We start from the raw sequence: 23,783 nt of genomic DNA, 5'->3' as shown, positions 1-23,783 counted from the left end.
GCAATCAATGCCCGTCAAACGTCATCAACGTCCGCACCGGCACGTTCATCGCACGCAGCTTCGCAGCACCACCGAGATCCGGCAGGTCGATGATGAAACAAGCCGCCACCACCTCCGCGCCGATCTGGCGCATCAGTTTCACGGCGCCTTCGGCGGTGCCGCCAGTGGCGATGAGGTCATCCACCAGAATCACGCGCTCGCCGGGCTTGATGGCATCGGCATGCACTTCCATCTCGTCGATGCCGTATTCCAGCGAATAGGCAATGCGCACGGTCGTATGTGGCAGCTTGCCCTTCTTGCGGATCGGCACGAAGCCGGCCGAGAGCTGATGTGCCACCGCGCCGCCGATGATGAAGCCGCGCGCTTCCATGCCGGCGACCTTGTCGATCTTCAGCCCCGCCCAGGGCTGCACCAGCTCGTCCACCGCGCGACGGAACGAGCGCGCATCACCGAGCAATGTGGTGATGTCGCGAAACAGGATACCCGGCTTCGGATAATCCTGGATGGTGCGGACAGACGCTTTCAGATCGTGTGCAAGTTCGGGTGTCATCAGGGTCTTTCGATTCTTCAGATGGAATCAGCCGGGGCGTTGCCCCAGCCGAAATGCGTTTTCGACGATACGTAGACCGACCTCACCGCCAAGCGACATCAGCGATTCCGGGTGGAACTGTACGCCGCCCACGGGAAGCGTCTTGTGTTCGATGGCCATGGCGACGCCGTCTTCGGTCGAGGCCGTGACGGTCAGTACATCCGGCATGCTATCCTGCTCGACGAACAACGAGTGATAGCGGCCGATGACGATCTCATTCGGCAAACCGTTCATCAACCGCCCGCCTCTCACCTGCACGCGCGACGGGCGGCCGTGGGCCGGCTGCGCGAGTTGTCCGAGCACGCCGCCGAAATATTCGCCGATCGCCTGCACACCCAGGCACACCCCGAACACCGGCAGCTTCTTTTCCATTGCTGTATCCAGCGTCTTGCCGATGCCGAAATCGGCGGGACGTCCCGGCCCCGGCGACAGCACCAGAAGATCGAAGCTCTCGCGGTTCAGCACGGTCTGCGCGTGGACATGCCGGACCACGCTGACTGTTGCACCAACCTGACGGAAGTAATCCGCCAGCATATGCACGAAACTGTCGTCGTGATCGATCAGCAATACCTTCTTGCCCGAGCCCGACGCATCGGGCGCGAAAGACGACAGCGACTTCGGCGGATCGCCGCGGAGCGCCTGGAACAAAGCCGCGGCCTTGGTCTGGCATTCCTTTTCTTCGGCGACGGGATCCGAGTCGAATAGCAACGTCGCGCCGACGCGGACCTCGGCGAGGCCGTCCTTCATGCGAATGGTGCGGATGGTGATGCCGGTATTGATACCGCCATCGAAGGACACCGCACCGATCGCGCCAGCATACCAGCGCCGCGATGAGCGCTCGTTGTCCTCGACGAATTGCATTGCCCACAGTTTCGGCGCACCGGTCACCGTCACCGCCCAGGCGTGCGTCAGGAACGCATCGAGCGCATCGAAACCGGGGCGCAGCATGCCTTCGACGTGATCGACGGTGTGAAACAGCTTTGAATAGGTCTCGATCTGCCGCCGCGCGAGAACCTTGATGGTGCCGGGAACGCAGACGCGCGCCTTGTCGTTGCGGTCGACGTCGGTGCACATGTTGAGTTCGAATTCGTCTTTCTCCGAATTCAGGAGCTGGCGAATCTGCTCGGCATCGCCGATGGCATCGACGCCGCGCGCGATGGTGCCTGAAATCGGACAAGTCTCGACCCGACGGCCATCCGAGCGCACGAACATCTCGGGCGAGGCGGCGACGAGAAACTCGCCATCGCCGAGATTCATCAATGCGCCATAAGGCGACGGATTGATGACGCAGAGCCGCTGGAACACTTCCGCCGGCGAACGTTCGCAAGGCTCTGCGAACAACTGGCCGGGCACGGCCTCGAACAGATCCCCGCGCGCGAAGGCAGCGCGGGCATTCTCCACGGTGCGCTGATATTCGCCGGGCGCGTGATCGGCAAAGCCCTGGCGCGGCGCCTTGTTGTAGCCGCTGTCCGGCGTATCGCGCGGCAGGCCCTCGGTCGAGCGATCCTTCCAGCTGAAGTCGTAGGACAGCAGCACGCCGCGGCCGGTGGCGCGGTCATAGGCCAGCAGCGTATCGGGCAGATACAGCACGATGTCGCGCTGATCGGCCTCGCGCGCACGCTTCTGCTTCAGGTCTTCCATCTGGAACACGAGATCGTAAGCAAACGCGCCATAGAGGCCGAGCATCGGATCATCCGACGAGAACAATTGCGCGACCATGTCGCGCACCAGCGACATCACGCTGGCGCGGCGGGTGCGCTGGTCTTCCTCGACCGGCGCCTCGCCACGGATGATGTGGCCCGTGAGCTTCGACATCGTCCGGCCATCGAGCGCAATGCAGGGATCGCGCAGCGTATCGGCAAGGAAGGCGATCAGCACCTGGCCACGCTTGTTCAGCGCGGTCAGCGAGAAGTCCGTTCCGGTGGTTTCCAGCAGCAGCGGCGGATCGGAAAAACCGAGATCGAAGCTCTCATAGCGCCCGGGCACGGTGGTGCCCGACGACAGCACCACGCCGCGACGGTGATCGAGCCGGACGATCAGATCGTCCAGCGCGGTGCCGCCGGTGAAAGTTTCGACATGGCGCGCCACGGAGAGACCCGCACGGGTCTTGTAGGTGCTGTCAGCGGGGAGTGAAAAAACCGACCTGTTCATGGTGTCCTCTTAGGAAACGTGCCGGAGGGGCGCCACACAGGACAAACAAGCCAAAAGAACAACAAAGGCCGTCGCACTGCGATGGCGGCCTTCGACGATTGAAAAAAAGCAAATCGCACCGACCACCTCTTCAGGAGGTGCGCCACCAACGACGGCTGTTGCGGACAGGGGTGCTCATGGCCGGCAAATCACCATGGCCGGGCCGGAAGGTCAAGGGGTCAGAGGATTTGCGGCCATTCCCGCATGAATACCGTCAGTTTCAGCGGCCCGACGTCATCCTCGACAGGCGTCCAGCCAAGGTGCTCGTAATATGCCCGGCGCGGTGGGGCGGCGCAGAGGTAGACACGCGAATGTCCCCGTTCAAGCGCCTCCCGGCAGGCCCGATCGATCAATGCGGGTGCCACCCCCTGCCGGCGGGCTTCGGGCTCGGTCCAGACTGCGGCCACCCATGGCGTGTATTGCGGACGTTCGTCGAGATCAGACACCAGCAGTGAAGCGGTACCGAGAAAGTCGCCCTCACGATGTGCCACCAGCGCCACCGGCAATCCCGCGCCGACCATGTTTTCGCGCAGCCGCTCGACGATATAGACCTCCGGCACGTCGTGGCGTTTCCACCACGCCTGCCAGATGCGCTCGGCCACGATATCGAAGAAATCGGGCCGCCGGCGCAGGTCGGAGATGGTGAAATCTGGTGTCATGGGATCCGACCTACAGTGTGATCCACGCAGCAGCAAGCTGACATGGGGCCACACATCATGGCTTGGAGGGCCGGGCGACAAGCCGCTTCAGCATGGGAAAGGATGACGTCGTGCCGAATTTTCCCTGCGGCACCCCGCAATCTTCATAGCCGGCAGACAGATAAAGCCGATGGGCCGTCTCGGTGCTGATCAGATGGCAGACGTCGTTGCCATGGTCCCGTGCGGTCGCCTCAAGCTGTGCCAGCATCGCCTTGCTGACGCCTTTGAAGCGCGCATCGGGCGAGACGTAGTTGCACGTAATCTCGCCATCGTGTCTGACGATGCCGACGGCGAGCACGGTTTCTTCCTCGACCGCCACGAGAACGAAATTGTCCGGATGGGCAATCCAGCTCCCGACCACCGCCGGCGTCTTGTTGGCGAGCCAGCGCCTGAGGATCGCCGGATCGTCATGATGGTCGGCACCGCAGAGCTCGGCGATGGAGCGGCGCAAGACATCGCATATCTCGGCCGCCTCATCGAGTCGCGCTTTGCGGATCAACATCCGATCGAAAAACCTCAGCCCAGATGCTTCTTGAAGAACGCGGTCGCGCGGCCCCAGGCGAGCTCGGCGGCTTCGCGGTCATGCACGCTGACGCGCTGTTCGTTGACGAACGCGTGGTCGGCGTCATAGCGGAAGAACTCGGCCGACTTGCCGGCGGCCTTCAGGCCGTTCTCGAACGCATCGACCACGGCGGGCGTACACCAATCATCGCGATTGGCGAAATGGCCCTGCAACGGCACCTGCACATCGGCGGGCTTCGCCGCCTGCTCCGGGGGGATGCCGTAGAATGCCACGGCGGCCTTCAATTCGGGAAGCTTGCACGAACCGATGATCGTCACCGCACCACCAAGGCAGAAGCCCGTGAGGCCGACCTTGGCGCCGTTGCGCGACAGATACTGCGCGGCACCGCGCACCGTCTGCGTGGTGGCATCCATGAAATCCAGCGAGTTCATCTCTTTGCCGGCGGCGTCCGTGTCATGATAGGGGACGACCACGCCATTATAGAGATCCGGCGCCAGCGCATCGAAACCGGCCAGTGCGAGGCGGTCGGCCAGGCCCTTGATCTGCTCCTGAAGGCCCCACCATTCCTGGATCACGACGACACCCGGTGCATTGCCGGTCGAGGCGTTGGCGAGATAGCCCTTGGCTTCCTTGCCGTCCGGCCGCTTGAAGCTGATCGATGTTCCCATGGTGTCCTCCGCTTGGAATGGCTCGGGGCAACTTATAGACCCCTCACGTGTCAACTCAACCGGGCCAGCGCGCGCTGCAGGTCTCGTTTGTAGGTCAGAAAATCAACAAATAGTCCGTGCTCGCCGCCGTCGCGCCGTACCGGCTGCGCGAACCATTGCGTGATCTCTTGCCGCAGATCCGATGCCGCATCCGGCCGTGCGGCGCGCGCAGCAAGATAGGCCGCGATCACGCGGGCCTGCAGCGCACGCCCCTCCCATCCGACGCCTGCGCCTTCCAGCAGCCCGGCCACATACAGGCCGTTATCATCGGACGGGAACATGTTCATGAACAGCCTGGGTGCGCTGGTTGCGTCCTGCCAGTCGAGTGCATTGAGATCGTCGAGGAACGGAAACGTGATCCGGTAACCGGTCGCGAGCAGCACCAGATCGACCTCGTCGCGGCGGCCATCGGCAAACACGACCAACTTGCCGTCGAATTCTCGGACCGGCTTGCGCAGGGCAACATCGCCCTGACCGAGATGCTGCAGCACCAGCGAATTGACGATCGGCGTGCGGTCATAGAGCCGATGCTGTGGCTTCGGCAGGCCGAAGCGCTCCGGCGCACCGACGATGAAGCGCAGGATCGGCTCATGCAGCCTTGAGCGCAGGTTCTTCGGAATGACGAAGCGCTTCGGCTTGTGATTGCCCTCATCCGCCGGCTTGCCGCCGAGAAACTTTGGCACGAAGTGGTTGCCGCCGCGCACGCTCCACAACACCTTGTCGGCGCGATGAACCGCATCGACCACGATATCGCAGCCGGTATTGCCCATGCCGACCACCAGTACGCGCTTGCCCGCGAAGATGTCGGCGCTCTTGTAATCCTTCGCGTGCATCACCGGGCCATCGAACGTGCCTGAGGTCTTCGGGATCAGCGGATCGCTGAGGTGGCCATTGGCGATGATGATGCCGACATAGTCGGACGCCGTGCCATCGCTGAAGGTTGCACGCCATCCGCTACCCAGCCGCGTCAGGCTGCGCACGCCAGTGTTGAAGCGGATGAGCGGATAGAGATCGAAATGCCGGGCATAGCTCTGCAGATAATCCAGCACCTGACGATGGCCGGGATAGGCCGGCCAGTCCTCCGGCATCGGGAAATCCGCAAAGGCCGTGGTGCGCTTCGACGAGATCAGATGCGTCGAGGCATAGACGGCACTGGGCGCCGCGCCATACAGCCACTGGCCGCCGACATCGGCATTCTGCTCCACGGCTTCGACGGCATGGCCGGCCGCCTTCAGGCTCTGGATTGCGGCCAGACCCGCAGGGCCCGCGCCGATGACGAGAAAGGTCATGACTTTGGCTCCAGGCGCTCATCGCGATAGCGCTCGAACACCGCGCGCGCATCAAGACGTGGCGTATATCCGAATTCGGATTTGAGGCAGGCGTTATCGAGCACCGGGCGGTACTGGATAAACTTGACGTTTTGCGGTGTCAGTTTTGTCAGGCCGAGCGCATGGAGTATCCACAGCACGCCCTTCATCACCGCCGGCGGAATTGGGATGAATGGCTTGCCGTTGAGGCGGGCGATCTCGCGCAGGCTGAGCGTGCCATCGCCGGCGAGATTATAGATCCCGTCTCTGCCGGTACGCACAGCCTGTGCCAGCGCCGCCACCACATCGGAATCGGCGATCAGCGAGAATGGAGTTGCGGTGCCGCTGAGGCCGGTCACAACGGCGCGCTCGAACAGCGCAGTGATCTGGTTGTTCGTGGTCGGCCCCAGCACCGTGCAGGGGCGGAACACGGTCTGCCGCAATTGCGGATGGTCTTGCCGCCAGCGCGCCAGCATCTCCTCGACCTCGCGCTTGTTGCGCGCATAAGAAAAGTCCGCGTTGCCACGCAGCGGATCTGTCTCGCGCAGCGGGACGGGATTGTCGGCGTGATAGCCATAGGTCGCGCCGCTCGACGTGACGATCAGATGGCCGACGCCGGCCGCAAGACACGCCTCCAGCACGTTAAGCGTGCCCAGCACGTCGATCTCGTAGTCACGTCTGTCGTCACCGCCGACAGCCACGACGGAGGCCAGATGCACCACAGTGCGCGGCTTCACACGGGCAACGATCTCTTTCAGTCCGGGATCGCGAATGTCGCCGTGTTCATAGGCAATGCCGGACAGACGTTGCGGCGGCGGCACCTCGCGCAGATCGAGCGCCGTCACGGGATCGTCGCCACCAGCCAGTTCGCGCAACAGTGCACTGCCGATAAAACCCGCAGCACCGGTGATCAACACACCGCTGTTCGTCATCGCGTCGCTCATACTGCACCACCCGCACGCAGGTGGTGTGGATCGCGCCGTTTCCACCAGGCCGCCAGCGCCCAGCCTGACACCAGATGCCAGACGCCCCATCCGGCTGCGACCAGTGCCGCACCGCCAAGGCCGTCGAACTGCGTCAGGATCAGCGCCAGTCCCAATCCGGAATTATGCATACTGACTTCGATGGTGAGCGCGCGTGTATCGTAGTCGCTCAGCCGCAGGATTTTCGCGACGCCCCAGCCGAGCGCAACCCCGATGGCGTTATGCAGCACGACAAATGGCAGCACCGACGTCGAGAACACCGAGATGTAACGCCAGTTGGTGATCGTCGCCGCGAGGATGAAGCCGATCAGAAAGACAAAAGACAATATCTGCAGTGGCCGCCGCAATCGATCGGCGAGCCCAGGCAAATAACGCACCGTCAGCAGACCCGCGACCATGGGCACGCCGAGCAGCAGCAAGGTCGATCCGATGAAGGACACCGGATCGACGCTGACCTGCTTCAGCAGCGCTGCGGTCTGCGGATTGAGCCCGGCCCAGAACAGAATGTTCAGCGGCGTGGTGATCACCGCCAGAAGACTCGATACGCCGGTCATCGACACCGACAGCGCGGTGTTGCCGCGCGCCATGTGGGTGATGAGGTTGGAAATGTTGCCACCGGGACAGGCCGCCACGACCATCATGCCGAGCGCGATGGACGGCTGCGGCTTCAGCAGCATGATGATGGCCCAGGTGACCGCCGGCAAGAACAGCAGTTGCGAGACAAGTCCGGCAATCGGTGCAGCCGGACGCCGGAACACATCGACGAAATCGGCTACGCGCAGATCGAGCGCAACGCCATACATGATCAGCGCCAGCACGATGCCGAGCGCCAATTGCCCATTCGGGCTGATGTTCAACAGAATATCGTCGATCCCCGCGCCCGGCATCCATCCCCCTGATAAGCGTGGATGTTCGTGACGCTCACCGAGCCCGCGCCTCCCGCCTTAGCGCGAAGCTTAGTCAACGGTTCCCCGGGAATCCATGGTCCGTGCGCGCAACGCCTGAGAACGAAAAAAGGGCCCCGTCAGGGGCCCTTTTCAAAGCATGGTGCCTGCGCTCAGTGAGCGTTGGCCCAGACCTTCTTCTTCGTGAAATACATCAGGAACGCGAAGATGATCAGGAACACCATCACCTGCAGGCCGAGACGCTTGCGGGCCTCGAGATGCGGTTCGGCCGTCCACATCAGGAAGGTCGCGACGTCCTTGGCGTAGTTCTCGACCTTCTGCGGGGTGCCGTCGTCATAGGTCACCTGATCGTCGGAGATCGGCTTCGGCATCTTGATGGCGTGGCCGGGGAAGTACTTGTTGTAGTAGGCGCCTTGCGGCAACGCGAAATCCTTCGGCGCCGGATCGACGTAACCCTGCAGCAGGGCGTCGATGTAGTTCGGGCCCTTTTCCTGGAACTGGGTGAAGAAGTCGAACACGAACTGCGGAAAACCGCGATCATAGTTGCGCGCCTTGGCCATCAGCGACAGATCCGGCGGATAGGCACCGCCGTTGGCTGCGCGTGCCGCGTTCTCGTTCGGGAATGGCTTCGGGAACGGGTCTGCGAGACGGCCAGGACGCTCGAACATGTCGCCGGCGTCGTTCGGACCGTCCTGCACCTTGATCTCGGATGCGACTGCCTGCGCCTGTGCTGCCGTGAAACCGGGACCGCCTTCATCCGCGAGATTGCGGAAATGCAGCAGGTTCATGGAGTGACAGGTCGAGCAGACTTCCTTGTAGACCTTGTAACCGCGCTGCAGGGCACCGCGATCAAACTTGCCGACAGGGCCCCAGAAGCTCCACGACAGCGACGGCGGCGTCGGGCCACCATGCTCGTCGGCCGCCTCGGCCTTCTGCGTGCCGCCGGCCATCAGGCCACCGGCGAGAACCAGCGCGACGATCGCGGACACAGCCTTCTTGCCGTATTTCGCCAACACATCATCGGCGATCGAGTTCGGTATCGCACGCGGCGTCTCGATACGGCTGAGAATCGGCAACACGATCAGGAAGTAGGCGAAGTAGCAAAACGTCAGGACACGGCCGGCGATGATGTAGATGCCTTCCGCGGGCTTGCCGCCGAGCCAGCCGAGCAGGACGGCCACCACGACGAACATCCAGAAGAACTGCTTGGCCAGAGGACGATACTTCGACGACTTGGTCTTGGCGGTATCGAGCCATGGCAGGAAGGCCAGCACGATGATCGCCGAGAACATCGCGATGACGCCGCCGAGCTTGCTCGGGATCGAACGCAGGATGGCGTAGAACGGCAGGTAGTACCATTCCGGCACGATATGCGCGGGCGTCACGCCCGGATTGGCCATGATATAGTTATCGGGATCGCCGAGATAGTTGGGGATGTAGAACACGAACCAGGCATAGAAGATCATGAAGCACACCATGCCGAAACCATCCTTGATGGTCGCGTAGGGTGTGAACGGCACGGTATCCTTCTCGGTCTTCGGCTCGACGCCGGCCGGGTTGTTCTGACCGGCGACGTGCAGCGCCCAGACGTGCAACACGACGACACCCGCGATCACGAAGGGCAGCAGGTAGTGCAGCGAGAAGAAGCGGTTCAGCGTCGGATTGCCGACCGAGTAGCCGCCCCACAGCAGCGTCACGATGCTCTCGCCCACATAGGGAATCGCCGAGAACAGGTTGGTGATGACGGTGGCGCCCCAGAAGCTCATCTGGCCCCACGGCAGCACGTAGCCCATGAAACCGGTCGCCATCATCAAGAGGTAGATGATCACGCCGAGAATCCAGAGGATTTCGCGCGGTGCCTTGTACGAGCCGTAATACAGGCCACGCAGCATGTGGATGTAGACGGCGATGAAGAACATCGATGCGCCGTTGGAGTGCAGATAACGCAACAGCCAGCCGTAATTCACATCGCGGACGATGCTCTCGACCGAGTTAAAGGCCATGTCCACATGCGGCGTGTAGTGCATCGCCAGGATCACGCCGGTGACAATCTGCACGCCGAGCATGAAGGACAGGATGCCGCCGAACGTCCACCAGTAATTCAGGTTACGCGGTGTCGGATAGGCAACGAAGGAGGAATGGACGAGGCCGATAATTGGCAGACGCTTTTCAATCCACTGCAGGGCAGGATTGGTCGGCTGGTAGGTGGATGGTCCGCTCATGATGCGATCCTGAGAAGAGAAAAAACGTTATCGGCGCGAGTTCGGATGGGCTCCGACGCTCAGCCGATCTTGATTTTGCTGTCAGAGACGAAAGCGTAGGGCGGGATCGGCAGGTTGAGCGGAGCGGGCCCCTGGCGGATGCGGCCGGACGAGTCGTATTGCGAGCCGTGGCACGGGCAGAAGAAACCGTCGTAATTGCCTTCATGGGCGATCGGGATGCAGCCCAGATGGGTGCAGATGCCGATGACCACGAGCCACTGGTCGTGGCCTTCCTTGACGCGGGCCTGGTCGGTCTGCGGATCGGGCAGGCTCGCCACCGGAACGGCACGCGCCTCGTCGATCTGCTTCTTGGTCCGGTTCATGATGTAGATTGGCTTGCCGCGCCAGAACACCTTGATGTCCTGCCCCTCGGCGATGGGGGCCAGATCGACCTCGATCGGCGCACCCGCCGCTATGGTCGAAGCATCTGGATTCATTTGAGAAATCAGCGGCCAGACGGCGGCCGCGGCGCCAACAGCAGCCACTGCCCCAGTGGCCACGAACAAGAAATCACGGCGCGTGTGTTCCGCCGAAGACGTTGTCGTCACGATCCCAACCCTTTCTTATCTGCAGCCGGCTTTGACACCCCTGGTCACGTCTTTGCGTTGACCTGAAGCAAAAACCGACGCCCGCGATTCTCCCCACGGCGGCAGAGGACCACTTATCCTTGCCTAACAGGCAGAACACGCAGTCCAGAATCGTTCTATTGGCACCCTTGGTGCGGCAGTGCAAGCCTACGATCGGTGAAGCAGGATGCGATGCACCAGAGATTGCCCACCTTTCCGCGCGGCGGATAATTTGGCGCACCACGAGCCGCCAAGCTTCTGATCGCACGCGCAGCGGCAGGCTCGGGAGCGGCGCTCGGATTCGCCGGCCCTCGATCCGTTTCCGTTCGGTGATTTCCTGGTAACGCTGTGCGGCGATTCGTCGAGGTGGTCTATTCGCCCCGGTGCCCCCCCTCACGGGGGGCACAACGCCGACAATTCATGACCGTGAATAATTCTGCGTCGTTTCTGCAACATTTCTCGTCGAAGCAGCGCGTTTGCAGAGGTTCTAAATTCCTAATTCTATTCTAATTTTTCCTCTGCGCTAAAGCGACAGCATCCAAATCTTACCGGTAGAGCCGGCCTAACTGGGGCATCGCAGCGTCATGACAACACCACACCTCATCGAATCGACAACTCGGCTTCAGGCGCTTCGGGCTCTCTGTCTTTGCGCCGTCAGCGGCTTTGCTTTGTCGATCCCGACGGGTGCTGCCGAGGCGCAATCTGCCCTGCCGCCCGTGACCGTGGATGCGCCGCAGCAGCGTGTGCGTCCGGCGGCGGCCCGGCCGACCCAGCGCGCATCCACCAGCCGCGCCGCCCGCACCAATCGCGCAGCCCGTACACCGCAGGCCGCGCCAGCGGCGACGCCGAACGATCCCGCCGCCCGCGAGCGCGCCGGCGGCCCCGTGGTCGGCTTCGTCGCGACCCGCAGCGGCACCGGCACCAAAACCGACACACCGCTGATCGAAACCCCGCAGTCGATCTCGGTGGTGACCCGCGATCAGGTGAGCAATCAGGGTGCCGGCTCGATCGGCGAAGCACTGCGCTACACCGCGGGCGTCAGCGGCGACGTCAATGGCGGCTCCGACACCCGTTTCGGCGGCTTGCAGATCCGCGGTTTCGACATGACCATGCCTGGCCTCTACCTCGATGGCCTTCGCTTGCCGAGCAGCCAGTACGTCCACTTCCTCGGGCTTGAGCCCTACGGCGCCGAGCGCCTCGAAGTGTTGAAGGGCCCCTCCTCTACCATGTATGGCGGCAGCGGCACCGGCGGCCTGCTCAACTATGTCAGCAAGCTGCCGACGGCCAAGGAATTCGGCGAAGTCTCCATCTCCGGCGGCAGCTTCAACCGCTTCCAGGGCGAGTTCGACTTTGGCGGGTCCGCCAACAAGGAAGGCACGGTGCTGTATCGCCTGACCGGCGTCGTCCGCGACAGCGAGACCCAGGTCGATTTCTCCAAGAACAACCGCGTCTTCATCGCACCTGCGGTGACCTTCAAGCCGAATGAAGACACCAGCATCACATTCCTGTCGAACTATCAGAAGGACACCGCGGGCTGGGGACTGCAGTTCTTCCCTCCGTCCGGCACGGTTTGGGCGAACAACGGCCGCTACATCCCGAACACGCGTTTCGGCGGCGAACCCGGCATGAACCAGTTCGATACCGAACAGGCCTCGGTCGGCTACCTGTTCTCACACAACATCAACGACGCGCTGACGTTCCGGCAGAACCTGCGCTATTCCTACATGTACAACCAGCAGGCCAGCTTCTACGGCACGGGTTACGCCTCAGCTGCCGACGAGGCCGCCGGCCTGATGGGCCGTGGCGGCAGCGCCGGCACGTCAACGATCAATTCCTTCGCCGTCGACAATCAGTTGCAGGGCAAGTTCACAACAGGCATCCTGAGCCACACCGCACTGTTCGGCATCGACTATCGCAACACGTCATTCCGCGACAATGCGACGGGATATACCACCGGCAAGATCAACATCTTCGCGCCCGTCTATACCAACACCTGGACCAGCACGGGCCCGGCCGACGACACCGGCGTCAAGCAATCGCAGGTCGGCATCTACCTGCAGGATCAGATCAAACTCGGCCGGCTTTCGTTCCAGCTCGGCGGGCGGCAGGATTTCGTCACCACCGATGTCGATGCCTCTCTATTGAACTCGAAAGCTTCAACGGATGCCTCGGCCTTCACCGGCCGCGCCGCGGTCATGTACAATTTCGACAACGGCATCGCACCGTATTTCAGCTACTCAGAGTCGTTCCTGCCAGTGCTCAACACTGACGGCTTGGGCAATCTGCTGAATCCGGAAACCGGCGTGCAGTACGAAGTCGGCGTGAAGTATCAGCCGGTCGGCGTCAACGCCCTGATTACCCTGGCCGCTTTCGATCTGACGCGCGCCAATGTCGTCACCTTCCCGCCTCCGACCTACGCCGCACAGCAGACCGGCGAGATCAGGTCGCGCGGCATCGAACTGGAGGGCACAGCCACCCTCGCGGAAGGCTTCAACATCCGCGGCGGCTATTCCTACATTGACGCCGTGGTTACCAGGGATCCGGTGAATATCGGCAAGGCTCCCCCTACCGTGCCGCTCAATCGCTTCTCGCTATGGACCGACTATACGCTGCAGGGCGGCCCGCTCAGGGGCGTCCAGATCGGCGGCGGCGTACGTTATGTCGGCTCGACCTTCGGTGATGACGCCAACACCTTCAAAGTATCAGCTTCAACCGCCATCGATGCATTGCTGGCCTACAGCAAGGACAACTGGCGGCTGGCGCTCAACGTTACCAACCTCGCGGACACCCGCTATGTTGCAGCCTGCTACGGCTATAGCAGTTGCTTCTATGCCGAAGGGCGCAAGGCAATCGCGAAACTCACCTATCGTTGGTGATCTTTAGAACCCTCCTAAAACGCGACAATACGTCACCGCCGGACTCTCGACCGACGGTGGCGACACTTGGTAGTTAAACGCGACGACAACAACACGGGCGGAACGCCATGAGATTGATCTTCGGGCGCCTGCATCGCTGGGCTGGACTCCTCACCGCCGCCTTCCTGTTCTTCTCGGGCGTCACTGGCGCGATCATCTCGTGGGATCACGAACTCGACGATCTCCTCAACAGCAAGTTCAAGAACGTCACGACGTCCGGCCCCGCCAAGCCGTCGATCGAACTCGCGGCCCTGATCGAGCAGCGCGATCCGCGTGCGCGTGTGATCCACATGTACATGACGCCGGAAAAGAATGAGTCGCTCTCGTTCTTTGTTCTGCCGCGGATCGATCCCTCGACAAGCAAGCGTTACACGCTCGACTACAACCAGATCTTCCTCGATCCCAACACCGGCGTGGAACTCGGGCGGCGCTATTGGGGCGCGGTGTGGCCGGTCACATCGGAGAACTTCGTCTCGTTCCTCTACAAGCTGCACTACACAATGCACGTCCCGGAATTCTGGGGCAGCGACCGCTGGGGCATGCGCATCCTCGGTGTCATCGCCATCATCTGGACCATCGATTGCTTCATCGGATTCTATCTGACACTGCCATCACGCAAACGCGTCAAGGCGGGAGCCGCTCCCGCCGTCGCCCGCGAACTCGGCAAGGGTTTCTGGGCGCGCTGGAAGCCGGCCTGGATGATCAAGACCTCGGGCAGCCCCTACCGGATCAATTTCGACATCCACCGCGCCTTCAGCCTGTGGACCTGGGGTTTACTGTTCATCATCGCCTTTACCGCGTTCTCGTTGAACCTCTATTTCGAGGTGTTCTCGCCGCTGATGAAGAAGATCTCGGACTACACGCCGACGCCTTACGAGCAGCGTGAGTATCGTCACCTCGATAATCCGATCGAGCCCAAGATGACCTGGGCCCAGATTCTCGAGCGCGCCACCGCCGACGGCAAGGCGCGCGGCTGGACCACTCCGGTCGGCTCGCTGTTCTACGGCCCGGCACACGGCGTGTATCAGGTGTTCTTCTTCGAGCCTGGTGACGATCACGGCGCCGCAGGCGTTGGCCCGGCGTCGCTCTTTTACGACAGCGAAGACGGCCGTCCGCTCGGCGCCAAATTGCCATGGGTCGGCACCGCCGCAGACATCTTCGTGCAGATACAGTTCCCCATGCATTCGGGACGAATCCTGGGCTTGCCCGGCCGCATCCTGATTTCGGCGATGGGTCTGGTCGTGGCGGCGCTGTCCGTGACCGGCGTCGTGATCTGGTGGCGCAAGCGCCGCGCGCGCGTCAGGGTGCGCGAAACGACGGAAGAACGCTCGAACACGCGGCTTGCACCGGCGGAGTAGATCTGCCGGTCTTGTCCGGCTGCACGTCAGGCGCTATCGCCTGACTCGGGCTGCGTAATCACGCCGTAGCCGGAGACAGTCCCCGTGCGTATCGCTCTCTACCAGCCAGATATTCCGCAGAACACCGGCACCATCCTGCGGCTCTGCGCCTGCCTCGACGTCGAGGCGCATATCATCGAGCCGGCGGGCTTTCCGACATCCGACCGGCACTTCCGCCGCGCCGGCATGGATTATCTCGATCAGGTCTCCATCGTCCGGCACGATTCATGGCGGCACTTCGAGAACTGGCGGCGCGAAGCAGGCCACCGCCTCGCACTGTTCACGACCAAGGGCGCTGTGCCCTATCTCGAACACCGCTACGCCGATGACGAGATGCTACTGTTTGGCCGCGAGAGTGCCGGTGTGCCGGAGGATGTCGCCGCGGCGGCCGAGAGCCGCGTCGTCATTCCCATGCGCGAGAGCCTACGCTCGATCAATCTGGCGATGACGGTGGCCATGGCGCTGGGCGAAGCGCTTCGGCAAACGCGCGAGTAACTACCGCCCGCTCGGTACCCGCGTGGCGATGTAGTCCTTGCCCTTCGCGGTAAACGTCTCGCGGATGATGAAGCCATCCGCCGGCGACATCGGGCCTATCGGGACCGGGCCGGTGGGCATGATCAGCGTGGCATTGCCGCCGACAAAGATCAGCAGGTGGCGACGTTCGGCCAGCAGTTTCTCCGACCACATGATCAGGCCGGAATAGATCGGCTCCTTCTGCCAGGCGAACGGTGTCCCGGGATCGACCTGGCCATAGATGAAGCCGGTGGTCGGATAGACAGAAAACACGACCTTGGAATTTTCCGGCTTCCAGGATTCCGGCATCTCGTCGTCCTGGATCCAGACGCAATCGAAGGCGCGGCATTGCTGCGGCCGGGTGTCGTAGATCTTGCAGCCCTGAGCGATCGCGCAATGCTCGCACCACTTACCGGCCGGCTTGGCGAGGTCGTCGATACGATAGACCTTGCAGCACATGGTGCAGGTCCCGCACGTGCGCTTAGTGGCGGCAGAACTGCCGGATGTGACGAGCGACGGCTGCATGGTATCCAGATGCGACAATTTGACGTGATGTCATCGACCTTTGGCCGCCGCAGCCCGACATCGCAATTGACATGTCGGTGATCGACCGGGACATCCACGGTCCAGCCGTGCTAAGAGCCGCCGCTTACCCCATATGGAACCGAGATGTGGCCCGAGCCGGATCGGGCATGCCGGTTTTAGAGAGCTGAAACAGTGAGTTACGCGGTCAAAGAGATCTTCCTGACGCTGCAGGGCGAAGGTGCCCATGCCGGCCGTGCGTCGGTATTCTGCCGGTTTTCCGGCTGTAATCTCTGGACCGGCCGGGAACAGGACCGCGCGGAGGCCACCTGCCAGTTCTGCGACACCGACTTCGTCGGCATGGACGGCACGCTAGGCGCCCGTTACCCCACTGCCGAAAAGCTCGCCGACACCATCGCCGCGCAATGGGTCGGCCCTTCCGACAATCGCTATGTGGTGCTGACCGGCGGCGAGCCGCTGCTGCAGGTCGATGCCGAGCTGATCGACGCATTGCATGATCGCGGCTTCGAAATCGGCGTCGAAACCAACGGCACCGTGGCGCCGCCCGAAGGCATCGACTGGATCTGCGTCAGCCCGAAGGCCGGCGCCGAGCTTGTGATCCGCCGCGGGCACGAATTGAAGCTGGTCTATCCGCAGGCGCAGGCGATGCCGGAAAAATTCGAAGGCCTCACCTTCGAGCGTTTCTCATTGCAGCCGATGGACGGGCCGGACGCCATCCGCAATACCGCGCACGCGGTGGACTACTGCCTGCGCAACCCGCAATGGCGACTGAGCGTGCAGACACACAAGACACTTGGGATCCGCTAAGGACCAGGACTTCAAGGAAGACGACTTCCAATGTGGGAATTGACCAAATCGTTTCGCTTCGAGGCGGCGCATGCGCTGTCTCACACTACGCTCGGCGAAGTGAGCCAGGAAATCCATGGCCACTCCTTCCGTGCCGAAGTCACCATTCGCGGCGTGCCTGATCCCGTGACCGGCATGGTGATGGATCTTGGCCTGCTCGACCGCAGCCTCGATGAACTGCGCAAGACGCTCGACCACAAGTTTCTCAACAAGATCGAGGCGATCGGCATTCCGACACTGGAAAATCTCTCGCGCTTCATCTGGGACCGCGTCGCCGACAAGGCTCCGGTGGTCCGGGTCGGCGTCTTCCGCGACAGCTGCAATGAGAGCTGCGTCTATTTCGGGCCAGCCAGCTAGTCTTTCCCTGTGATCATGCAGGTGGCAGTGGCATGCGCGCAAAGCCTGCCATCCTTGTCGGTCAGGGTCCCCTCCGTCGCGGCCATCCTGCGCCCCATGTGAATGATGCGACCCTCGGCGCGGATCGGCCCTGACGCGGCCGTCATGGCACGGATATAGGTGACCTTGAGATCGAGCGTCGCGTAACCGGTGCCGGCCGGCAGCGACGTCTGCACCGCCAGCGCGATGGCGCCATCCAGCATGGTCGCAGCGTAACCGCCATGCACCGTTCCGAGCGGATTGTAGTGATCCTCATTCGGCGAGCCGACCAGTACGACCTTGCCCTGCTCCGCGGACTCGCCCTTGATGCCCAGCGTCCGGCCGATGCCACGGGCAAATCCGCCTGCAGCAAAAGCCCGCTGCACAAGCTCGAGACCGCTACCCGTGTCACCAATCTCATTCGTCATGTTCGCCTCCGCTGTCCCTGAGCGTCCTTGTTATGGGACCGGGATGACAGAGCGCATTTCTCAAGTCAATACTATTGACCTTAAGACATGGAACCTGACGCTAGTCGCGTGCCGCCTCCGCCATCACCGCCGACCATGCGGCCTGACTGCCTTCCCCTGCTCTCTTGAAGGCGCGTGCCATGATCTTGCGCTCGTGGCCGGATGCAATGCGCTCGACCGTGCGGCCGGCGGGCGTCAATTCGAGAAGCTTGAAACGGTGCCGCGCCGGATCACGCTTGACGGCCACATAGCCTTCATCGAGCAATTGCTTCATCGGACGATGCAGCGCTTGTTTCGAAATCTGCAGGATCGCCAGCAGATCCGACATGGTGATGCTGTCGCCCCGCAGCACGGTATAGAGGATGCGATGGTGAACCCGCGACAGGCCGACTGTTGCCAGATACTCGTCAGCCGCTCGCGTCATTCCGCGCCAGCCGAAATACATCAGCGCCAGCGCGTCATCGAGCGGATCGAGTTTCCTAAGGTCAACGACATTGACTTGAGAAGCGGCGATGCTAGATTTTCTGGGAGATGGGCTCATCGAAGGCTCTCGATAGGGAGACGGGACGCGTGTTGAGGCGGCAGGACGCGATGGCATTCGCGCAGCAATGGGCTGCAGATTGGAATCGGCTCGCGATCGATACGATCGTTGATCATTTTGCTCCCGAAGGCGAGATGCGCAGCCCGCTGGCGACGAAATTCACGGGATCATCCATCATAAAGGGGCGCGACGCCATTCGCACCTATTGGCACGCCGCCTATGGCGGACTGACCGAGCCAAACCTCACGTTGGAAAGCGCCGCCTGGGATGGCGAGTTGCAGCGCCTGACGATCTGGTGGAGCGCGCCGCTGCCCGGTGGACCGACCCGGGCATGCGAAATGATGGATTTCGATGCCGATCACCAGGTCGTTCGCAGCGAAGCCTATTATGGCGCGGGCAGCTAAGACGACCGCTGGCGACACGTCATGCGCCCCCGCCTGGATGCGGACTATCGCCGTGCATTTCCCACGCTGACGCCTATAGTGGACGGACTCATCGAGAGCCCATCCCGTGCGCATCCTGCTGATCAATCCCAACACCACCGAGAGCGTCACCACGCTCGTAAAACGGCATGTCGAGGCCATCGCCGGCGATGCGGCGACCTTCGTGCCCGTGACCGGCCGGTTCGGAGCGCGCTACATCTCGACACGCGCCTCGGCGGCCATCGCAGGTCATGCCGCGCTCGACGCATATGCTTCCCATGGAGGAGACGTCTGCGATGCGGTTTATCTCGCCTGTTTCGGCGACCCTGGCCTGCTGGCGTTGCGTGAAATCGCCGATATCCCGGTGGTCGGCATGGCAGAGGCATCCTGCATCGAGGCATCCAGACGCGGCCGCTTCGCCATCGTCACCGGCGGCGCACTCTGGGGGCCGATGCTCCGGGAATTCGTCGGCAGTATTGGTTTGGGCGACAAACTCGCTTGCGTTCGCACCATCGCGCCAACCGGCGGCGAAATTGTACGGAATCCCGACGCAGCACTGGCCGCACTTGCAAACGCCTGCACCGCATGTGCAACGGACGACGGCGCCGAGGTCGTGATCCTCGGCGGCGCGGCACTTACCGGCCTGGCGTCGCGCATCCAGTCCGAAGTGCCGGTGCCTGTCTTGTGTTCGGTGGAGACTGGCACCCGTGCCGTGATCGCCGCGGCAACAAAAGGTTTCGACAGCAGCCGGCCGCCTGCGCTGGAGAGCATCGGCCTCGGCGCGGAACTCGCAAAACTGCTTCAGCAAAAATAGCTGGCAGAAACATCCCCGTGTTCGGCCTGTCATGACGCGCAGCTAGACTCGACACGCGTCAAACACATTTCGGGAGCCGACCATGGAATTGAAATCAGGCGATGTCGTCATGCTGAAGTCGGGCGGTTGCCCTCTGACAGTGGCCGACGTTGACGGCGACAACATCGAATGCATCTGGCTGGGCGAGGAAGGCGATTTGTTCCGCGAGACCCTTCCGCGTGCCGTGCTCGAACTCGCCCTCGTCGTCCCGCATGACGACGAAGACGAGAGCGAAGACGATGAGACTGAAGAACACGACGACGAAGAAGAAGAGCACAAGAGCAAGGTGGCCTGATCAGGCCTTCCGCCGCCGGGCGCAAATGTCCGGCGGCAGCTTGTTGCTCACCTTTGCAGACCGAGTTTGAAAGCGTCCGCCTCGATATTGCCTGCAGCACCGCCGGTCGCGAAGACCGCAACGGTTGCATGCGCATGTTCGGGGCAATGATAGACGGCAATGCCGCTGCCCGGACCTCCGCCGGTATGTCCGACCACGCGCAGAGCGTTGACTGTCGTTCCGGTCATCACGCCAAGACCATAGGCCGCGTGTTGCCAGGGACGCCCTGCGCCGGGATCGCCCACAGCGAGCCCGTCGCACATTTCTTTGTGCAGTGCTGCCGGCAGCAAGTCCGTCGTCATCAATCGATGCAACAGCGTTGCGGCATCGCGCAAAGTGCCGACCGCCAGCCCGTGATAGACCCAGCGCGGGTCGTAAGACTGCGCATCGCCCATACGCACGTTGGCAAGATCGCTGCGCTGACCGGCGATGCATGGCCCGACCACGCCAAGCGGTTCGAACAGCCGGCGTTGCATCAAGGCATCGAGCGGAAGCCCGCTCATGCGTTCGAGATGTTGTCGGATCATGAGATAGCCGACATTCGAATAAGCGAAATCACCCGGTTCCATTCCGGCATGCAGAGCAGCGACCGATTGCAATAACCGTTCCGCGGGCCACGCTTCTTCATCGGCGGCAACTGCGGCATGATAGGCCGGAAGTGAACCGTAATCTGCCAGACCGGCACGATGCTGCAGCAACTGGCGAAGCGTGAAGGTCTCGCCCGGCAACGCATCATCCAGCGCCAACTGACCATCGCGCACCATGGTCAGTACCGTGGCGGCAATCAGCGTCTTGGTGAAACTCCACCACGGCACAACGACATCGGCATCATCGCTGGTATCGACGGAACCGGGGCGAACGACATGCTTCATGACGCCGTCGAGACCTAGAGCTGATGGTCGTGCTTGAACCGCGCAATCGTCTGGTCGGCGATGACAGTCATCACATCGACTTCCATTGGAAAGTCCAGCGCCAGCCAGGCATCTTCCGCCAGCGCCAGGACATGGCCGAGCGCCGGGCCCTTGGCGATACCGCGCGCCATGAAGTCGGCGGCCTTGAGCGGAAATACCGGCGGCGTCCATCGCTCCGGCAAGGTCACGAGTGCTTTCCACGCCGCCACATCGGCATCGCTGCCGGCGCGCGCCCAGGCCAGCATCATGCGATTACGATAACGGACCTCGCCGAGCCGATAGAGCCGCCGCCGGGCGTGCGGTTCATCCATGCCCTTCAGCCGCCACCAGCGATGGCCCATGGAATCCAGTGCCTTGGTTTCGTCATTGGATAGACGCAGCTTTTGCGCAAGCCGGCGCGCGTCTTCGGTGACAGCCACGCCAAGCGCGCCAAGCCTCAAAACCGCATCTGGTTTTAGCTCCAGCGCCTGCTCGATAGCGATCATCGCCGCGAACGACCCTTTATAGGTGACACCGCCCATGACGCGCAGCATCAGCCCGGCATCGACCATTGCATCCACCGCCGCGAAGGCCCCATCGGCCACCAGCAGCTTCAGTAACTCCATCCTGATACGTTCGGCCGATATTCCCGCCAGTCCATCGCGGCCACGAATGCTGGCGAGAGTGCCCTCGCGATCCGGCGCCCCGGCGCCATAGGCGGCATGAATGCGGAAGAACCTGAGAATGCGCAGGTAGTCTTCGGCGATACGCCGATCGGGATCGCCGATGAAGCGTACGCGCCGTGCATCGAGATCGGCGAGACCGCCGACGTGATCATGCACCACACCGTCGATCGACGCCGACAACCCGTTTATGGTGAAGTCGCGGCGCTCCGCATCGCGTTTCCAGTCGCGCCCGAACGCCACTCTGGCCTTGCGGCCGAAGGTCTCGACGTCTTCGCGCAAGGTCGTGACCTCGAACGGCGCGCCATCGACCACCAGTGTTACCGTGCCGTGCTCGATGCCCGTCGGCACGCTCTTGATATGCGCCACCTTGGCGCGACGGATCACTTCGTCGGGTGTCGCCGTCGTGGCGATGTCGATCTCGCCCACCGGTAATTTCATCAGCGCGTTGCGTACGGCGCCGCCAACGACGCGGGCTTCCTCGTCATGGCCATTAAGCAGCGCCAGTACCTGCCCGGACGGTCCTGACGTCAGCCACGGAGCGTCGTGCAGCTTGCGCGCACTCATTTTTCCACCCCGGGAACGAGCCTGCCATTTTCGATATGCGCGGGGACATAGGTCGAGCCCGGCGGCGCACCGGAAAATTGCGCGAGTAGCACGAGGCTCACGATCACCAGCACGGAGGCGGCGATGGCAAGCCTGATCATCACCGCCATCGGCCATGACGACTTCAGCACCACGCCGTTTTTGGTCGCGAACAGAAACAGGGCGTAAAGCGCAAACGGGATGAGAAAAATGCCGACTTCGGTCAGAACCGGACGGATCATGTCAGCACGATCCGTTCATACAGCACGCGCAGGATGCCTGCGGTGGCGCCCCAGATGTAGCGTTCCGCAAACGGCATCGCGTAATAGGACCGCTCCATGCCGCGGAATTCCTTGCTGTGCAGCTGGTGATTGGCCGGATCCATCAGGAACGCCAGCGGCACTTCGAAGGCGCTTTCGACTTCATTCTCATTGATGGTTAGCTTAAAGCCCGGCTTCACACGCGCCAGCGTCGGCAGGATGCGGAAGCCGAAGCCGGTCGCATAGAGATCGAGATAGCCGATCGGCTCCACGAAAGAGCGATCGAGGCCAATCTCCTCCTCGGCTTCGCGCAAGGCTGCGTCGAGCGGCGAGGCATCGGTCTGGTCGATCTTGCCGCCGGGAAACGAGATCTGCCCGGCATGGTCGTTGAGATGCGCCGAGCGCTGGGTGAGCAGCACGGTTGGCTTTTCGTGTTCGACGATGCCGATCAGCACCGCGGCGGGGCGGACTGGCCGCTCCTGCGCTACGATCTGGATCATGCGGTCGTTGCCGGCATCGCCCGTGACGGGAATGATGCTGGCGTCGGTGAGCCCCTCGGGCACATCGAAATTCAAACGTGCCTTCGCCCGCTTGAAAAACTCAACTGAACCGATATCCACGGCATCCGCGTCGGTCTTCAGCATCGGCTCATTCGCCCGGCTCACTTCAATCCGCTCACTTAGGTGGCTTCCCTGACCTGCTCCGCATTGGCCATGGCGAAAAACGCGCCCGCGGAGGCAATGCCGAACATCGCAGTACCATCGACCATCCGCTCCTCACCCATGTCAACCAGATCGTAATAGATCGCCCGCGTCACCTTGGCCCACAAGTCGCTGCGCACATGCAGATAGGGCGTCAGCCCACCGTCCTCGGCCATCTCGAATCGCAGCTGATGTTCGCCGTCACACGCCACCCAATCGTCGACATTGGTGCGAAACTTCAGTGTCGTTCCGCGCGCGTCCTGCTCCTTGAGCATCTCGACGGCGAGAAAAGGCGCATCGTCGACGGTGATGCCGACCTTCTCCACGGGGGTCACGAGAAAGTGCTTGCCGTCCTCACGCTTCAGGATGGTCGAGAAGAGCCGCACCAATGCCGGCCGCCCTATCGGCGTTCCCAAATAGAACCACGTACCATCGCCAGCGATTCGCATGTCGAGATCACCGCAGAATGGCGGATTCCACAGATGCACCGGCGGCAGGCCCTTAACGGCTTTACCATCAGTCGCTGCATCCCTTGCCGCTGTGGTCAGGCCATCCAGCCCCTGATTTGCGATCTGCCCTTGCTTCGCCATTGTTTGCCCTGACTTTACCACTGCCATTTGGCACGTTTGGTGCAAGCCTTGAAACTCAAGTCTTGAAACGTGCGGTGTCACAATCCAACTCGCCACAACGTGATGCAGTTCATAGCCGCATCCCGATATTGTGGGGATA

Annotated in this window: 26 protein-coding genes; 8 read left to right on the top strand and 18 right to left on the bottom strand. The window is 62.3% G+C overall.

Annotation, left to right across the window (positions count from 1 at the left end; genetic code table 11):
- Positions 1-4: 4 nt before the first annotated feature.
- The 10 genes from CIW50_RS05725 to petA all read right to left on the bottom strand — a co-directional run bounded on the left by CIW50_RS05725 (position 5) and on the right by petA (position 10,711).
- Positions 5-550 carry an adenine phosphoribosyltransferase gene (locus CIW50_RS05725; protein ID WP_149530233.1) on the bottom strand — a complete coding sequence of 182 codons (546 nt, stop codon included), beginning with the start codon at positions 548-550 and terminating at the stop codon, positions 5-7.
- A gap of 27 nt (positions 551-577) precedes the next feature.
- Positions 578-2,740 (bottom strand): anthranilate synthase component I, encoded by a 2,163-nt coding sequence (locus CIW50_RS05720; RefSeq protein WP_149530232.1) that lies wholly within the window; start codon positions 2,738-2,740, stop codon positions 578-580.
- 218 nt (positions 2,741-2,958) lie between these two features.
- The gene (locus CIW50_RS05715) at positions 2,959-3,438 is read right to left on the bottom strand and encodes a GNAT family N-acetyltransferase (RefSeq protein ID WP_149530231.1); all 480 of its coding nucleotides are present in this window, start codon (positions 3,436-3,438) and stop codon (positions 2,959-2,961) included.
- A gap of 55 nt (positions 3,439-3,493) precedes the next feature.
- Positions 3,494-3,979: a GNAT family N-acetyltransferase gene (locus tag CIW50_RS05710; protein ID WP_149530230.1), complete on the bottom strand. Its 486-nt coding sequence runs from the start codon at positions 3,977-3,979 to the stop codon at positions 3,494-3,496.
- 14 nt (positions 3,980-3,993) lie between these two features.
- Positions 3,994-4,668, bottom strand: a complete 675-nt coding sequence (locus tag CIW50_RS05705; RefSeq protein WP_149530229.1) for a dienelactone hydrolase family protein — start codon at positions 4,666-4,668, stop codon at positions 3,994-3,996.
- 50 nt (positions 4,669-4,718) lie between these two features.
- Complete coding sequence (locus tag CIW50_RS05700) at positions 4,719-5,996, bottom strand: flavin-containing monooxygenase (RefSeq protein WP_149530228.1); 1,278 nt, start codon at positions 5,994-5,996, stop codon at positions 4,719-4,721.
- Positions 5,993-6,946, bottom strand: a complete 954-nt coding sequence (locus CIW50_RS05695; protein WP_172980224.1) for an SDR family oxidoreductase — start codon at positions 6,944-6,946, stop codon at positions 5,993-5,995. Before CIW50_RS05695 ends, CIW50_RS05700 begins: the two co-directional genes overlap by 4 nt.
- Positions 6,947-6,954: 8 nt before the next feature.
- Positions 6,955-7,884: a bile acid:sodium symporter family protein gene (locus CIW50_RS05690; protein WP_149530226.1), complete on the bottom strand. Its 930-nt coding sequence runs from the start codon at positions 7,882-7,884 to the stop codon at positions 6,955-6,957.
- A 170-nt stretch (positions 7,885-8,054) separates the two neighbouring features.
- A complete protein-coding gene (locus tag CIW50_RS05685) occupies positions 8,055-10,124 on the bottom strand; it encodes a cytochrome c1 (RefSeq protein WP_149530225.1) in 2,070 nt (689 codons plus the stop codon).
- A gap of 59 nt (positions 10,125-10,183) precedes the next feature.
- Complete coding sequence (petA, locus tag CIW50_RS05680; RefSeq protein ID WP_116661343.1) at positions 10,184-10,711, bottom strand: ubiquinol-cytochrome c reductase iron-sulfur subunit; 528 nt, start codon at positions 10,709-10,711, stop codon at positions 10,184-10,186.
- 602 nt (positions 10,712-11,313) lie between these two features.
- Between petA and CIW50_RS05675 the strand changes: the two genes are divergently transcribed.
- From CIW50_RS05675 to CIW50_RS05665, 3 genes are all read left to right on the top strand, one after another.
- Complete coding sequence (locus CIW50_RS05675; RefSeq protein WP_502707357.1) at positions 11,314-13,605, top strand: TonB-dependent siderophore receptor; 2,292 nt, start codon at positions 11,314-11,316, stop codon at positions 13,603-13,605.
- Between the two features lie 107 nt (positions 13,606-13,712).
- Positions 13,713-15,002: a siderophore utilization protein FsrB gene (gene fsrB, locus CIW50_RS05670; protein ID WP_149530224.1), complete on the top strand. Its 1,290-nt coding sequence runs from the start codon at positions 13,713-13,715 to the stop codon at positions 15,000-15,002.
- Positions 15,003-15,086: 84 nt separating this feature from the next.
- The gene (locus CIW50_RS05665) at positions 15,087-15,536 is read left to right on the top strand and encodes a tRNA (cytidine(34)-2'-O)-methyltransferase (protein ID WP_149530223.1); all 450 of its coding nucleotides are present in this window, start codon (positions 15,087-15,089) and stop codon (positions 15,534-15,536) included.
- Here CIW50_RS05665 and CIW50_RS05660 read toward each other — a convergent pair whose 3' ends face one another.
- Positions 15,537-16,079 carry a hypothetical protein gene (locus tag CIW50_RS05660; protein WP_149530222.1) on the bottom strand — a complete coding sequence of 181 codons (543 nt, stop codon included), beginning with the start codon at positions 16,077-16,079 and terminating at the stop codon, positions 15,537-15,539.
- A gap of 192 nt (positions 16,080-16,271) precedes the next feature.
- Between CIW50_RS05660 and queE the strand changes: the two genes are divergently transcribed.
- Both queE and CIW50_RS05650 read left to right on the top strand, forming a co-directional pair.
- Complete coding sequence (gene queE / locus CIW50_RS05655) at positions 16,272-16,904, top strand: 7-carboxy-7-deazaguanine synthase (RefSeq protein WP_149530221.1); 633 nt, start codon at positions 16,272-16,274, stop codon at positions 16,902-16,904.
- Between the two features lie 30 nt (positions 16,905-16,934).
- Complete coding sequence (locus CIW50_RS05650) at positions 16,935-17,300, top strand: 6-pyruvoyl trahydropterin synthase family protein (protein ID WP_149530220.1); 366 nt, start codon at positions 16,935-16,937, stop codon at positions 17,298-17,300.
- Here the strand turns inward: CIW50_RS05650 and CIW50_RS05645 are convergent.
- Together CIW50_RS05645 and CIW50_RS05640 are read right to left on the bottom strand one after the other, a co-directional pair.
- Positions 17,297-17,746: a PaaI family thioesterase gene (locus tag CIW50_RS05645; protein ID WP_149530219.1), complete on the bottom strand. Its 450-nt coding sequence runs from the start codon at positions 17,744-17,746 to the stop codon at positions 17,297-17,299. The two genes, CIW50_RS05650 and CIW50_RS05645, sit on opposite strands and share 4 nt — an antisense overlap.
- A gap of 100 nt (positions 17,747-17,846) precedes the next feature.
- Positions 17,847-18,326, bottom strand: a complete 480-nt coding sequence (locus CIW50_RS05640) for a MarR family winged helix-turn-helix transcriptional regulator (RefSeq protein ID WP_149530218.1) — start codon at positions 18,324-18,326, stop codon at positions 17,847-17,849.
- A gap of 50 nt (positions 18,327-18,376) precedes the next feature.
- Between CIW50_RS05640 and CIW50_RS05635 the strand changes: the two genes are divergently transcribed.
- The 3 genes from CIW50_RS05635 (at position 18,377) to CIW50_RS05625 (ending at position 19,896) form a co-directional block, all read left to right on the top strand.
- On the top strand, positions 18,377-18,730 hold the full coding sequence (locus CIW50_RS05635) for a nuclear transport factor 2 family protein (protein ID WP_149530217.1): 354 nt from the start codon (positions 18,377-18,379) through the stop codon (positions 18,728-18,730).
- Between the two features lie 106 nt (positions 18,731-18,836).
- Positions 18,837-19,562 (top strand): aspartate/glutamate racemase family protein, encoded by a 726-nt coding sequence (locus CIW50_RS05630; RefSeq protein WP_149530216.1) that lies wholly within the window; start codon positions 18,837-18,839, stop codon positions 19,560-19,562.
- Between the two features lie 82 nt (positions 19,563-19,644).
- Positions 19,645-19,896: a YodC family protein gene (locus tag CIW50_RS05625; RefSeq protein ID WP_149530215.1), complete on the top strand. Its 252-nt coding sequence runs from the start codon at positions 19,645-19,647 to the stop codon at positions 19,894-19,896.
- A gap of 47 nt (positions 19,897-19,943) precedes the next feature.
- Here CIW50_RS05625 and CIW50_RS05620 read toward each other — a convergent pair whose 3' ends face one another.
- The 5 genes from CIW50_RS05620 to CIW50_RS05600 are packed head-to-tail and all read right to left on the bottom strand — an operon-like array spanning position 19,944 to position 23,644.
- Complete coding sequence (locus CIW50_RS05620) at positions 19,944-20,807, bottom strand: serine hydrolase domain-containing protein (protein WP_149530214.1); 864 nt, start codon at positions 20,805-20,807, stop codon at positions 19,944-19,946.
- Positions 20,808-20,821: 14 nt separating this feature from the next.
- Positions 20,822-22,075 (bottom strand): CCA tRNA nucleotidyltransferase, encoded by a 1,254-nt coding sequence (locus tag CIW50_RS05615; RefSeq protein ID WP_149530213.1) that lies wholly within the window; start codon positions 22,073-22,075, stop codon positions 20,822-20,824.
- The gene (locus CIW50_RS05610) at positions 22,072-22,335 is read right to left on the bottom strand and encodes a DUF6111 family protein (RefSeq protein ID WP_149530212.1); all 264 of its coding nucleotides are present in this window, start codon (positions 22,333-22,335) and stop codon (positions 22,072-22,074) included. Before CIW50_RS05610 ends, CIW50_RS05615 begins: the two co-directional genes overlap by 4 nt.
- Positions 22,332-22,997 (bottom strand): CoA pyrophosphatase, encoded by a 666-nt coding sequence (locus CIW50_RS05605; protein WP_149530211.1) that lies wholly within the window; start codon positions 22,995-22,997, stop codon positions 22,332-22,334. Before CIW50_RS05605 ends, CIW50_RS05610 begins: the two co-directional genes overlap by 4 nt.
- Positions 22,998-23,032: 35 nt before the next feature.
- Positions 23,033-23,644 (bottom strand): DUF1285 domain-containing protein, encoded by a 612-nt coding sequence (locus tag CIW50_RS05600; protein ID WP_149530210.1) that lies wholly within the window; start codon positions 23,642-23,644, stop codon positions 23,033-23,035.
- Positions 23,645-23,783: the final 139 nt, after the last annotated feature.

Origin of the sequence: Tardiphaga sp. P9-11 (assembly GCF_008329525.1) — a bacterium.
GTDB lineage: Bacteria > Pseudomonadota > Alphaproteobacteria > Rhizobiales > Xanthobacteraceae > Tardiphaga.
The sequence above is the reverse complement of the archived record's forward strand: the minus strand, read 5'-3'. Positions and strand labels throughout refer to the sequence as shown.

Bases quoted from the DNA above. Each gene is read 5' to 3' on its own strand.
- CIW50_RS05605 (WP_149530211.1), bottom strand. From the start codon at position 22,997: ATGCTGAAGACCGACGCGGATGCCGTGGATATCGGTTCAGTTGAGTTT.
- CIW50_RS05690 (WP_149530226.1), bottom strand. From the start codon at position 7,884: ATGCCGGGCGCGGGGATCGACGATATTCTGTTGAACATCAGCCCGAAT.
- CIW50_RS05660 (WP_149530222.1), bottom strand. From the start codon at position 16,079: ATGCAGCCGTCGCTCGTCACATCCGGCAGTTCTGCCGCCACTAAGCGC.
- CIW50_RS05685 (WP_149530225.1), bottom strand. From the start codon at position 10,124: ATGAGCGGACCATCCACCTACCAGCCGACCAATCCTGCCCTGCAGTGG.
- CIW50_RS05640 (WP_149530218.1), bottom strand. From the start codon at position 18,326: ATGAGCCCATCTCCCAGAAAATCTAGCATCGCCGCTTCTCAAGTCAAT.
- CIW50_RS05635 (WP_149530217.1), top strand. From the start codon at position 18,377: ATGGCATTCGCGCAGCAATGGGCTGCAGATTGGAATCGGCTCGCGATC.
- fsrB (WP_149530224.1), top strand. From the start codon at position 13,713: ATGAGATTGATCTTCGGGCGCCTGCATCGCTGGGCTGGACTCCTCACC.
- CIW50_RS05710 (WP_149530230.1), bottom strand. From the start codon at position 3,979: ATGTTGATCCGCAAAGCGCGACTCGATGAGGCGGCCGAGATATGCGAT.
- CIW50_RS05675 (WP_502707357.1), top strand. From the start codon at position 11,314: ATGACAACACCACACCTCATCGAATCGACAACTCGGCTTCAGGCGCTT.
- CIW50_RS05695 (WP_172980224.1), bottom strand. From the start codon at position 6,946: ATGACGAACAGCGGTGTGTTGATCACCGGTGCTGCGGGTTTTATCGGC.
- CIW50_RS05610 (WP_149530212.1), bottom strand. From the start codon at position 22,335: ATGATCCGTCCGGTTCTGACCGAAGTCGGCATTTTTCTCATCCCGTTT.
- CIW50_RS05700 (WP_149530228.1), bottom strand. From the start codon at position 5,996: ATGACCTTTCTCGTCATCGGCGCGGGCCCTGCGGGTCTGGCCGCAATC.
- CIW50_RS05620 (WP_149530214.1), bottom strand. From the start codon at position 20,807: ATGAAGCATGTCGTTCGCCCCGGTTCCGTCGATACCAGCGATGATGCC.
- CIW50_RS05725 (WP_149530233.1), bottom strand. From the start codon at position 550: ATGACACCCGAACTTGCACACGATCTGAAAGCGTCTGTCCGCACCATC.
- CIW50_RS05720 (WP_149530232.1), bottom strand. From the start codon at position 2,740: ATGAACAGGTCGGTTTTTTCACTCCCCGCTGACAGCACCTACAAGACC.
- CIW50_RS05600 (WP_149530210.1), bottom strand. From the start codon at position 23,644: ATGGCGAAGCAAGGGCAGATCGCAAATCAGGGGCTGGATGGCCTGACC.
- CIW50_RS05645 (WP_149530219.1), bottom strand. From the start codon at position 17,746: ATGACGAATGAGATTGGTGACACGGGTAGCGGTCTCGAGCTTGTGCAG.
- CIW50_RS05705 (WP_149530229.1), bottom strand. From the start codon at position 4,668: ATGGGAACATCGATCAGCTTCAAGCGGCCGGACGGCAAGGAAGCCAAG.
- CIW50_RS05650 (WP_149530220.1), top strand. From the start codon at position 16,935: ATGTGGGAATTGACCAAATCGTTTCGCTTCGAGGCGGCGCATGCGCTG.
- CIW50_RS05715 (WP_149530231.1), bottom strand. From the start codon at position 3,438: ATGACACCAGATTTCACCATCTCCGACCTGCGCCGGCGGCCCGATTTC.
- CIW50_RS05625 (WP_149530215.1), top strand. From the start codon at position 19,645: ATGGAATTGAAATCAGGCGATGTCGTCATGCTGAAGTCGGGCGGTTGC.
- CIW50_RS05615 (WP_149530213.1), bottom strand. From the start codon at position 22,075: ATGAGTGCGCGCAAGCTGCACGACGCTCCGTGGCTGACGTCAGGACCG.